Consider the following 11157-nt stretch of genomic DNA (forward strand, 5'->3'; position numbering starts at 1 on the left):
GGAGGTGCAGCTTAGCCCGGCTCTGTGTGCTTGGTGTGAAGTGTCCTCAGTTGCCGGGCAGCCACAGTGTGGCCAGCACCCCCCCGCCCGGCTGATTGGCAAGAGCAAGATGGCCGCCATGCTGGCGTGCCACCTCCATGGCAAAACTGAGCCCGAGGCCGCTGCTTTTTCCCTTGTCTGGCCTTGGCAGGGAGTAGAAACGCTCGAAAATCCTGGGCAGCGCAAAGTCGGGAATGCCTGGCCCCTGATCTCGCACCCGGAAGCAATACCCCCCTTCCTCCATGGCGCCGCTCAGCACCAGGGTACTGCCGACGGGGGCGAAATCGAGGGCGTTGTCCAGCAGGTTGCCAAGGGCCTGCTCCACCAGCAGGGGATCCCATTTCTGCTTCTGACCTTCCCCCAGCTCGGCGTGCAGGGCGATCTGGCGGCGCTGGGCCTGGATCTGGCGGGCGTCGAGCACCCGTCTGCCCAGCCGGGCCGGCTCGACGGATTGTCTGTCCAGCCCCTGCCCTGATTCGAGGCGGGCGAGTTGCAGCATGCGCTCGATCAGCTGCTGCATGCGGGCCGTCTCCAGATTGATGTTGCCGATAAAGCGCTTTGCGATGTCCGGCGGCGGCGCCTCGGCAAGAATCTCCCCCGCCCCGCGAATGGCCGCCAGCGGGCTTTTGAGCTCGTGGGTCAGGCTGTGGACATAGGCCTCGATATAGGCCTTGCCGTCCAGTTGGCGGCGCATGGTCTCCAGGGAGTGGCCGAGCCTGTCCAGTTCGGGGCTGTAGAGGCGCGGCAGGCTGGCGGGCTGACCCTGGCTGATTGCATCCGCATAGTGCACCAGCTTGCCGATGGCGCGGTTGAGCCACCACACCAGCAAGGCGCCGATGAGCAGCGAGATGAACAGCAGCAGGGCCGCCCCTTTCAGCAACTGGTGTTCGCTGCGCTCTATCATGGGCTGCAGGGTGCTGTTGGGCTTGGCGACGGTGAGGGAGCCGAGGATGCCATCCCCTTCCCGCAGCGGGGCGGCCACGTGCATCACCGAGCTGGCGGGATCGTCGGGGTCGCTGCGGGTGCTGCGGGCGCCATATTCGCCACGCAGGGTCAGGTAGACGTCGTTCCAGCGGGAATAGTCCTTGCCCAGATCCACCCCGTCCGAGTCGTAGACCACCCTGCCTTTTGCGTCGGTCACATAGATGCGGTACTCCGCCTGCTGCTTGAGGTGGCCATCGATGAGGGCATTGATGGGACTCTGGTTCAGGCGGGCGAAGGCGCTGGCCAGCCGACCATTCGCCATCTTTCCTTCCTGCATGTCGTCCAGGGCCAGGGGGGCCAGCATCTGCGCCATGTCTACCAGGGTATCTTCAGTGGCGCTGCGTACCCCGGGCTTGATCTCCTCGACGAAGATCTCCAGCACGAACCAGGCGGCCAGGGCGAAGATCAGCACCAGGCCGCACAGCAGTTGCAATCCGATTCTCATCTCATCCCCCTGCCGATGCCCGGCCACCCTGAGTTCATGCCAGCTCCAGACTGTAGCCCAGCCCGCGGTGGGTCAGGATCAGGTTGGCGTCAGGGTCCCGCTCCCGCAGCTTGGCTCTCAGGGTCTTGATGTGGGTGTCGACGGTGCGATCCAGACTCTCTTCCGCATCCTGCCACACCAGATCCATCAGCTGCTGGCGGGAGTAGACCCGACCCGGCGCCAGCATCAGGGTCTTGAGCAGCAGGTACTCATAGCGGGTGAGCGTCAGGGGCTGGCCCAGGAAGCAGATTCGTGCCCGCTCCTCGTCCAGGGCGAGTGGCTGTATCGGCTGGGAGGGGGCGGGCTGGCTGCGGCGCAGGATGACCCGCACCCGGGCGCATACCTCACGGGGCGAGAAAGGTTTGGCCACATAGTCGTCTGCCCCTATCTCCAGCCCGATCAGCCTGTCTATCTCCTCGCTGCGGGCGGTGAGAAACATCAGGGGAATATCGGTCAGTGCCCGCACCCGCTTGCACAGTTCGAAACCGCTGATGTCCGGCAGCCCCACATCCAGGATCAAAAAATCCGGTCGCGTCTGTTCCAGTCGCGCCAGCAACGGCTGACCGAGGGGAAACCACTCCACCTCGAAACCATCGGTCTGCAGGGCATAGAGCAGGGTATCGGCAATGCTGGCTTCATCTTCCACCAGCCAGATGAGTCGTTTTTGCATGGCGTCCTCGTCGCAAATCGGTTCCTCATTCTGGCATCGAACCAAATCGGATCCTATTTGCCGTTTGATTTTTCCCGAAAAGGCATTAATATTTCGCCATTCTTTCGAATCGAAACTTATAAATGACCAAACGCAACACACAGCAGCGCCGTCACACCATAGTGAGTCTGGTGCAGGAGCAGGGGGAAGTCAGCGTCGATGCCCTGGCCAAACACTTCGCCACTTCCGAGGTGACCATCCGCAAAGATCTGGCGGTGCTGGAGACCGGTGGCCTGTTGCTGCGTCGCTACGGCGGTGCCGTTCCCCTCCCCAGCGAGATGGTGGTGGACAGCAACCCGGAACAAGTTTCGAATCGAAAGCTGGCCATTGCCCGCGCCGCCGCCGAGCGGATCCGCGATCACAACCGCGTCATCATCGACAGCGGCAGCACCACCAGCGCCATGATCCCCATGCTGGGCAACAAGCGCGGCCTCATTGTCATGACCAACTCCCTCAATGTGGCCGGTGCCCTGCGCGAGCTGGAAAACGAGCCCACCCTGCTGATGACAGGCGGGACCTGGGATCCCCATTCCGAATCTTTCCAGGGGCAGGTGGCGGAGCAGGTGCTGCGCTCCTATGACTTCGACCAGCTCTTCATCGGTGCCGATGGCATCGACCCGGAGCGGGGCACCACCACCTTCAACGAGCTGGTGGGCCTCTCCCGGGTCATGGCCGAGGTGTCGCGGGAAGTCATCGTCATGGTGGAGTCGGAGAAGATCGGCCGAAAAATCCCCAATCTCGAGCTGCCCTGGTCCGGCATCCATACCCTGGTGACCGACGAGGGGCTGAGCAATGCGGCCAGAGAACAGATTCAGGCCAGGGGGATCACGCTGATTTGCGCCCCCGTGGCTGTGTGACCTGAACAAACCATTATCCAACCGAATTAACGTCTTACGTTTCAAGGAGAAGTCTATGTGTGGCATCGTCGGGGCCGTCGCCCAACGTGATGTGGCTGAAATCCTGGTAGAGGGCCTGCGCCGTCTGGAATACCGTGGCTACGATTCGGCCGGTGTCGCCGTGTTCAGCGCCAACCAGCCGCTGCAGCGGGTGCGTCGCCTCGGCAAGGTGGCCGAGCTGGCCAAGGCACTGGAGGAGCAGTCCGTCCACGGTGGTACCGGCATTGCCCACACCCGCTGGGCTACCCATGGCGAGCCGTCCGAGCGCAATGCTCACCCCCATGTCTCCGAGCATATCGTAGTGGTGCACAACGGCATCATCGAGAACCACGAAGAGCTGCGCGAAGAGCTCAAGGCGCTGGGCTATGTGTTCAGCTCCGACACCGACACCGAGGTGATTGCCCACCTGGTGCACCACGAGCTGAAATCCGCCCCCAGCCTGCTGGTGGCCATGCAGGTCGCGGTGAAGCAGCTGCGCGGCGCCTACGGCACAGTCGTGATGGACAGCCGTGACGACAGTCGCGTGGTGGTGGCCCGTTCCGGCTCCCCCCTGGTGATCGGTCGCGGCATCGGCGAGAACTTCATCGCCTCCGACCAGATGGCCCTGCTGCCGGTGACCCGCCGCTTCATCTTCTTGGAAGAGGGCGATGTGGCCGAAGTGACCCGCCGCGACGTGCATATCTTCGATACCGACGGCGAGGCCGTGGTGCGCGAGGAGCTGGAGTCCGAGCTCTCCCACGATGCCGGTGACAAGGGTGAATACCGCCACTACATGCTCAAGGAGATCTACGAGCAGCCAAAGGCCATCACCAACACCCTGGAAGGCCGCCTGGGCAGCGATCACGTGGTGGTCGAGTCCTTCGGCAACGGCGCCCGTGCCATCTTCGACAAGGTCGAGCACGTCCAGATCGTCGCCTGCGGCACCTCCTACAACTCCGGCATGGTGGCGCGCTACTGGTTCGAAGAGATCGCCGGCGTCTCCTGCGACGTGGAGATCGCCTCCGAGTTCCGCTACCGCAAGTCGGTGGTACGCCCCAACAGCCTGCTGGTGACTCTTTCCCAGAGCGGAGAAACCGCCGATACCCTGGCAGCCCTGCGTCTGGCCAAGGAGTCCGGTTACATGAGCTCCCTGGCCATCTGCAACGTACCGGGCTCCTCCCTGGTGCGTGAATCCGACCTGGCCTTCATGACCCGTGCGGGGGCAGAAATCGGGGTGGCGTCCACCAAGGCGTTCACCACCCAGCTGGCCGGTCTGCTGATGCTGGTGGCCTCCGTCGGTCACTGCCGTGGCAACCTGAGCGCCGCCGCCGAGGCCGAACTGGTCAAGGCGCTGCAAGCCCTGCCTGTACGCATCAAGGAGAGCCTGGCCTTGGCCAAGCAGATCGAGACTCTGGCCGAAGAGTTTGCCGACAAGCACCACAGCCTGTTCCTCGGTCGTGGCAGCCAGTACCCCATCGCCATGGAAGGGGCGCTCAAACTCAAGGAGATCTCCTACATCCACGCCGAGGCCTATGCCGCCGGTGAGTTGAAGCATGGCCCGCTGGCGCTGATCGATGCCGAGATGCCCATCATCGTCGTGGCGCCGAACAACGATCTGCTGGAGAAGCTCAAGTCCAACGTGGAAGAGGTGCGTGCCCGTGGCGGTATCCTCTATGTGTTCGCCGATGCGGACGCCGGTTTCAAGAGCGACGAGACCATGCGGGTGATGAGCCTGAACCACGTGGAAGAGATGATCGCGCCGATCGTCTATACCGTGCCGTTGCAGCTGCTCTCCTACCACGTCGCCCTCATCAAGGGCACCGACGTGGATCAGCCGCGCAACCTGGCCAAATCCGTGACTGTGGAATAAGCCGTCGCCGGAAATGAAAAAAGAGCCGCATTGCGGCTCTTTTTGTTTTGGCAAAACAGGCTACGACAGCCGCAGGTTGGTGATGGTGACGTCGTCCAGGGAAGGCACAATGATGCCGCTGGAGATGCTCTTGGCGATCGCCTGGTTGCGGTTGCGCGAGTCCGTCTTGTTGGTGACCTGATTGAGGTGGAAGTTCACGGTTCGCTCGCTGATGCCGAGGATGGTGGCGATCTCCCAGGAGGTCTTGCCCTCGCTGGCCCAGAACAGGCACTCCTTCTCCCGATCCGACAGCTCGGCCAGGTATTTCATCAGGTCTGGCCTGGCCTTGATGAGGGTCAGGGCCGAGTTGAAGATGTAGCTGGCGCAGAATGACAGCAGGGGAACGTTTTCAAACATCAGATCGGAATTGGACTTCTCCTTGCTGATGAAAGAGAGGATGCCGTGTTCCCCCTGCGGCGTGTGCAGCGGGAAGGAGACGCCGTTCCTCACCCCGAAGTCGGCGGCGAGGTTCATCACCTCCCTGCTGGCGCTGGGCAACCAGGGGGCATCGCAATCGAGCTTGTTCCAGAAGATGGGCTGGGTCTGCTTCAGTCCCAGGAAGACGACCGGATCCTGGGTCAGGTAGTGCCGTTCCGAATAGGCATCAAACCAGCTGGTGGGGCAGTTGTTGAACAAGGCCACATGGGATTTCTGCATGCTGATGGGGAAAATAATCAGCAAACGGAAGTAATCAAACCCCATCTGATGACTGAAGCGCTCCAGTTGTTGCTGGATCTCGCTGGTCTTCTTCGCCTTGGTGAACCGATCTATGTGTTCCCAGATCGCATCGTTAAACATGTAAGTCTCCTTTTTCGATCACTTATCTTGCTGATCGAAAAGACATTTTTTAGTTATTTAAAATGGTGTTGCGACTACCAACGCCAGTTATTCCCGTACTTGTCTAAAAAGTATCCTGTTTTTTCGGCCAGAGGCCAAGAAAATCATCTGATTGCCAGTGACCCTACTCTTTGAGACAATGAGAATAGTTATCATTGTTAAGATTTATATCATGAACAAGTTTTGGGGTCTGGCCTTGTTACCCATGGCCGTTCATTGCGTCGTGTCCGCCGACGAGGTGGTTGCGCCAGCATTGAAGAACAGTATCGCCGACGGGAAAGCCTCCCAGCTGCGTGTGGAGAAAGCCGCCGATGGAGCCGTCGCCGCCAGGATTGAGCTGCAAAATGCCCAACTGCAACTGCGGGATCTGGAAGCCTACAACCGCTACATGCAGTCTCTGGTGGCCGATCAGCAAAACGAGCTGGGCAAGCTGAGCCAGCAGTTGGAGGCGGTACAGGAGACCAGACAGGGGCTTGTCCCCCTGATGCTGCAGATGCAAGCCGATCTGGAACAGCTGGTACAGGATGACATCCCGCTGCGCAGGGAGGATCGTCTGGCGCGGGTTGCTGCCTTGAAAGCGACGCTGGCCAGAGCCGATGTGAGCGAGGCGGAGAAGTTCCGCCAGCTATTGCAGGCCTATCAGATTGAAGCCGAATACGGCAGCAGGCTGGACCATTATTCCGCCGAGCTGGTGCTGGATGGCGCACCGCGCCGGGTCGATGTGCTGGCACTGGGCCGGGTCTCCCTGCTGGCGATGACCGCCGATCGCTCCCAGGCGTGGCGCTGGTCTGCCGAGCACAAGCAGTGGCAAGCCCTCGACGGCCAGTGGCTCTCCCCCATCGCCGAGGCGTTGGAAATGGCTGCCGACAAGAAAGTTCCCCAGTTGTTGAATGTCCCCCTTTCCGTCAGCCGTGGTCAGGAGGCCCAGTCATGAGCGTCACCATGAAGTGGTTACCCCTTGCCCTCGCCCTCTCTCTGGGCACCACAGCCGCCGTGGCCGAGGAAGCCTGGCAGCAGCAGGAACAGGCCCGTGAGCAGAAGGCTCAGCAGGATCTGGCGTCTGTCTCCAGGGAGCTGAGCAGTGCCCGTGCCAAGCTGGCCGAGGCCCAGCGCCTGAGCAAGGAGCTGGCCAGCCAGTTCGCGGCCAATGAAAAGCAGCTGGTGGAGCTCAATACCCAGTGGGAGCAAGCCTCCGGCGACATGAACGAGATCTTTGCGGTCACCCGTCAGGGCGCCAGCGATGCGGTCAAGTTGCTGAGCGAATCCGCCGTCGAGGGCCAGTATCCTGATCGTCTCGCCCCGCTGAAAACCATGGCACAGGATAAACAGGTGCCGGATCGCGCCGCCCTCGCCCTGCTGCCAGCCACCTTGCTGCAGGAGATCCGCGAATCGGGCCGGGTTGCCCGGTTCAATGGCAAGGTGCTCGATGCCCAGGGCGTTGCCAGCGAGCAGACGTTGACCCGGATCGGCAGCTTCGCCTTGCTGGGCGATGCGGGTTTCTTGCAACCGGAGGCCGAAGGCCTGAGTCCGGTGCTGGGCCTGCCAGGCAGCGTGCTTTCCGCTGTGGCCGCTTATCAGGGTCAGGAGGGAGAAGCGTTGCCGCTGGATCCCTCCCACGGTGTTCTGCTCGATATGCTGGCCCAGGCGCCCACCTTCTGGCAGCAAGTCCAGCAGGGCGGCCAGGTCGGCGCCATCATCGTGCTGCTGGCCGTTATCGGCCTGGGGATCGCTGGAGTACGGCTGTGGAGCCTCTCTCGCGAACTGGGTCGGGTTCGTCGCCAGCTCAAGAGCGGTGAATATCATGCCGACAACGCCCTCGGCCGGGTGCTGACGGTGGCAGACAAGCATCCAGAACTGAGCATGGAGACCCTCGAACTGCGTCTGGATGAGGCGATCCTGCAGGAGACCCCTCGCCTGGAGCGCGGCATCGGCATGGTCAAGGTGATCGCGGCCATCGCCCCCATGCTGGGTCTGCTCGGGACAGTGACCGGTATGATCGGCACCTTCCAGGCCATCACTCAGTTCGGTACCGGCGATCCCAAGATCATGGCGGGCGGCATCTCCATGGCACTGGTCACCACGGTGCAGGGTCTGGTAGCGGCCATTCCGCTGATCCTGGCCCACAGCCTGTTGCAGTCCCGTTTCACCGAGCTTTCCAACGTGCTGGAACAGCAGGTGGCCGGAATCCTGGCCGAGCGGGCCGAAAGCAATGGTGACAGGGTGGAGCGGGTAGCATGATGCTCGACATCTGGCAGCAGTTGCAGAGCTTCATGGGCCGTGGCGGCCCGGTGCTCTGGGTCATTCTGGCCTTGCTGGTGCTGATGTGGATTCTGATGATCGAGCGGCTGCTCTACCTCAACCTGGGGTTTGCACCGTTGCAGCGCCAGCTGCTGGGCCGCTGGCAGGCGCGTCGCGAGCGTCACAGCTGGCACGCTCGCGCGATTCGCGGGCGCTGGCTGGCAGAAGTGGAGCTGGCGCTCAACCGTCATCTGATCTTCATCCGCACCCTGGTGGTGCTCTGCCCCATGCTGGGGTTGCTGGGTACAGTGACCGGCATGATAGGCGTATTCGATGCGCTGGCTGCGGCCAACCGCTTTAACCCGGAGAGCATGGCGGGCGGGATCTCTCGCGCCACCATCCCCACCATGGCAGGCATGGTGGTGGCCCTCTCCGGCGTGTTGTTACTGAGCCGGCTCGAGAGTCAGGCCAAGCGTGCGCTGGCCAAGACCCGGGACGGCCTGCGAGAAGAGAAGGTAATGCAATGAGACGGCAATCCAAACGCCAGCGCGATGAAGTGCAGATCGACATGACCCCCATGCTGGATATCGTCTTCATCATGCTGATCTTCTTCATCGTGACCACCTCCTTCGTGCGCGAAGCCGGGCTTGAGGTACACAGACCCCAGGCCAGCCAGGCCAAGGCGCAGAAATCGTCCAGCATCATGCTGGCGATCGGCGCTCAGGGGCAGATCTTCCTCGACCGCAAACAGGTGGATGTGGAGCGGGTGCAGGCCACCCTCGCCCGACTGTTGGCGGAGCAGCCCGAGGCAAGCCTGGTGATCCAGGCCGATGAACGGGTACCCCACGGCAAGGTGGTGCGGGTGATGGATGAAGCCAAGGCGGCAGGCATCGCCAACATCGCCGTGGCGGTGGCACCGAAATGAAACACAAGTTGATGAGCCTGGGATTGGGGATCGCCCTCAGTCTGGGCATCCTGTTGTTCATGGCCACCCTGGTGGAGCCGCCCGGAGGGGAGAAGGCGACCACAGAGCAGAAATCCATCGTCATCAACATGCAGAACGAGGTGACCGAGGTACAGGTGCGTGAGCGGCCGGTACCCCAGGAGCCGGAACCCCTGCCGGAGCCGCCTGCCGCGCTGGCCTCGACACCGATGCCCATGCCGGCGGCGGCCCCGCTGCCTTCGGTACAACCGAGCCTGGATCTGGTCTCGACCCTGAGTGCGGTACAGGTCTCTGCCCCTGGCGTGGCGACCAGTCCCACTCCGGTCGCGAGCGGCAATTTCCATGGTCAGCAGCAGGGGGCCGGGATCGGTGCCGGTGACCTCTTGATGCCACTGCAACGGGTTGAGCCTGTTTATCCCTACCGGGCCCAGCAGGCCGGCATCGAGGGGGCGGTGACCCTGCGTTTCAGCGTCGATGCCGATGGGCGGGTACAGGATGTGGAGGTGGTCGAGGCCAAGCCGAAGCGTCAGTTCGAGCGAGCGGCCATTCAGGCGATCAACAAGTGGCGCTATCAGCCGAGGCCGGGCGCCACCGACAAGCTGGTGCAAGTCATCACGCTCAAATTCAAATTGGAGTCATAACCATGTTGCGGATCTGGATCTGTCTGCTGGCCCTGGTCAGCCAAGCCTGTCTGGCGATGGAGGTGAGCCCTCATTTCTCCCGCCAGTTGGAGCCCGTGATGAAGCTCTATCAATCCGGCAAGTGGCAACAGGCCCAGAGCAAGGCGGCTGTGCTCAAACCCGGTTCCGAGGCTGAGCACGCCTGGCTGGCGCAGTTACAGGCCTCTCTGGCCGCCAACCTGCAGCAGACCGCACAGGCGAGTCGCTATGTGGAGCAGGCTCTTGCCTATAAAGAGTGGCCAGAGCAGCAACGACTTCAGTTGTTGCGTCTGCGAGGGGATATCCAGGCCCAGCAATCCAACTGGTCCGGCGCCATCGCCAGCTACAAGGCCGCATTGGCCATCAAGGCTGACGATGCCTTGCGTCTGCGCTTGGCTGGCCTCTATTACCACAACAAGCAGTACGGCGAGGCAGCCAGCCAGAGTGAACAACTGTTGAAGATAAGCTGGCAGAAGCAGGCAGCCATCATCCGCCTCTCCGCCCTCACTGCATTGCAGCGTTACGGCGTGGCTGCGGATCAGGCCGAAGAGTTGATCCGCCGCGAGCCGAAAGAGAGCAAGTGGTGGCAGCAGGCGGTGTCGCTCAATCTCTCCGACAAGCGTGGTGATCGAGCGCTTGCACTGCTGCAAACCGCCATCGACCGTCAACTGATGGATGATGCCGCCGCCCGCAACCAGCTGATCCGCCTGTATGCCTGGCAGGGGCTGCCCTATCGCGGTGCGCGTCTGCTGGAGTCTGCCATGGCCAAGGGACAGATGAAGCAGAGCGCCGAGAATCGCCAATTGCTGGCCCAGTTGTGGGAAGGGGCACGTGAGTGGCCGAAGGCTGTGGACAGCTGGCAGCTGCTTGCCCGGGAACATGCTCACCCCAAGGCCGCCATGCGTGCCGCCGAACTGCTGCTGCAACAGGGCAAGACGGATGCCGCCATGACCCAGCTCGCGGCCATCAAGTCAGTGAAGGGAGAGCAGGGCAACAGAGCCAAGGCCCTGCTGGTGCAGGCACACCTCAATAAAGAACAATATGCTCAGGCGCTGGTGTTGGCTCGCGAGCTGCAACAGCAGAACAACTGGCAAGACAGGGCGACCAGCTGGGTCAACTACATTCAGGCCCAGACTGACGGTATGAACAAAAAAGCGGCATGAAACTGGGGTAAACTCTCATTTCATGGGGTTTAGCCTGCTTTTTCAGCAAATGAGCGTATTTTTACAAAAAGCTCTTGTCATCACGGCGCGGCTCCCTATAATGCGCCCCTACCAGCACGGCGGACCACGCCAACCTGATGAGCCAGCTTCCTTAGGAAGTGGGCGCCGAAAGAAAAGCGAAAACAACCGCTTGACTTTCGAAGTGAGGAGCGTAAGATGCGCCTCCTCAACGCGATAAGCGTGACGCTCTTTAACAATTTGAATCAAGCAATCTGTGTGGGCACTCACAGCATCGAGCATCAAAAACAATTTTTGAT

General features: G+C 61.7%; 11 protein-coding genes. 8 read left to right on the forward strand and 3 right to left on the reverse strand.

The window, feature by feature from the left end; all coding sequences use genetic code 11:
- Positions 1–46: 46 nt before the first annotated feature.
- Positions 47–1468, reverse strand: a complete 1422-nt coding sequence (blrB, locus tag AB5Y51_RS16515; protein WP_368178751.1) for a beta-lactam sensor histidine kinase BlrB — start codon at positions 1466–1468, stop codon at positions 47–49.
- Between the two features lie 34 nt (positions 1469–1502).
- Positions 1503–2177 carry a beta-lactam response regulator transcription factor BlrA gene (gene blrA, locus AB5Y51_RS16520; RefSeq protein WP_201902196.1) on the reverse strand — a complete coding sequence of 225 codons (675 nt, stop codon included), beginning with the start codon at positions 2175–2177 and terminating at the stop codon, positions 1503–1505.
- 122 nt (positions 2178–2299) lie between these two features.
- Between blrA and AB5Y51_RS16525 the strand changes: the two genes are divergently transcribed.
- Together AB5Y51_RS16525 and glmS are read left to right on the forward strand one after the other, a co-directional pair.
- Positions 2300–3073: a DeoR/GlpR family DNA-binding transcription regulator gene (locus tag AB5Y51_RS16525; protein ID WP_010672253.1), complete on the forward strand. Its 774-nt coding sequence runs from the start codon at positions 2300–2302 to the stop codon at positions 3071–3073.
- 55 nt (positions 3074–3128) lie between these two features.
- Positions 3129–4961 carry a glutamine--fructose-6-phosphate transaminase (isomerizing) gene (gene glmS / locus AB5Y51_RS16530; RefSeq protein WP_042864689.1) on the forward strand — a complete coding sequence of 611 codons (1833 nt, stop codon included), beginning with the start codon at positions 3129–3131 and terminating at the stop codon, positions 4959–4961.
- Positions 4962–5021: 60 nt separating this feature from the next.
- On the opposite strand, the gene AB5Y51_RS16535 is transcribed toward glmS, so the two are convergent.
- Positions 5022–5798 carry a LuxR family transcriptional regulator gene (locus tag AB5Y51_RS16535; RefSeq protein ID WP_010672236.1) on the reverse strand — a complete coding sequence of 259 codons (777 nt, stop codon included), beginning with the start codon at positions 5796–5798 and terminating at the stop codon, positions 5022–5024.
- A 211-nt stretch (positions 5799–6009) separates the two neighbouring features.
- On the opposite strand from AB5Y51_RS16535, the gene AB5Y51_RS16540 reads away from it, so the two are divergent.
- The 6 genes from AB5Y51_RS16540 to AB5Y51_RS16565 are packed head-to-tail and all read left to right on the forward strand — an operon-like array spanning position 6010 to position 10840.
- Entirely contained in the window at positions 6010–6771 is a 762-nt protein-coding gene (locus tag AB5Y51_RS16540) for a DUF3450 domain-containing protein (protein WP_045522614.1), read from the forward strand.
- Entirely contained in the window at positions 6768–8075 is a 1308-nt protein-coding gene (locus tag AB5Y51_RS16545; protein WP_183149119.1) for a MotA/TolQ/ExbB proton channel family protein, read from the forward strand. The genes AB5Y51_RS16540 and AB5Y51_RS16545 overlap by 4 nt, the downstream gene beginning before the upstream one ends.
- Positions 8072–8602 carry a MotA/TolQ/ExbB proton channel family protein gene (locus AB5Y51_RS16550; protein ID WP_041214167.1) on the forward strand — a complete coding sequence of 177 codons (531 nt, stop codon included), beginning with the start codon at positions 8072–8074 and terminating at the stop codon, positions 8600–8602. The genes AB5Y51_RS16545 and AB5Y51_RS16550 overlap by 4 nt, the downstream gene beginning before the upstream one ends.
- Positions 8599–9000 (forward strand): biopolymer transporter ExbD, encoded by a 402-nt coding sequence (locus AB5Y51_RS16555; protein WP_010672232.1) that lies wholly within the window; start codon positions 8599–8601, stop codon positions 8998–9000. The genes AB5Y51_RS16550 and AB5Y51_RS16555 overlap by 4 nt, the downstream gene beginning before the upstream one ends.
- Positions 8997–9659: an energy transducer TonB gene (locus AB5Y51_RS16560; protein ID WP_103261022.1), complete on the forward strand. Its 663-nt coding sequence runs from the start codon at positions 8997–8999 to the stop codon at positions 9657–9659. The genes AB5Y51_RS16555 and AB5Y51_RS16560 overlap by 4 nt, the downstream gene beginning before the upstream one ends.
- A 2-nt stretch (positions 9660–9661) precedes the next feature.
- Positions 9662–10840, forward strand: a complete 1179-nt coding sequence (locus AB5Y51_RS16565) for a hypothetical protein (protein ID WP_183149118.1) — start codon at positions 9662–9664, stop codon at positions 10838–10840.
- Positions 10841–11157: the final 317 nt, after the last annotated feature.

Origin of the sequence: Aeromonas sp. R7-1 (assembly GCF_040908115.1) — a bacterium.
In the GTDB taxonomy this organism is placed as follows: Bacteria; Pseudomonadota; Gammaproteobacteria; order Enterobacterales; family Aeromonadaceae; genus Aeromonas; species Aeromonas caviae.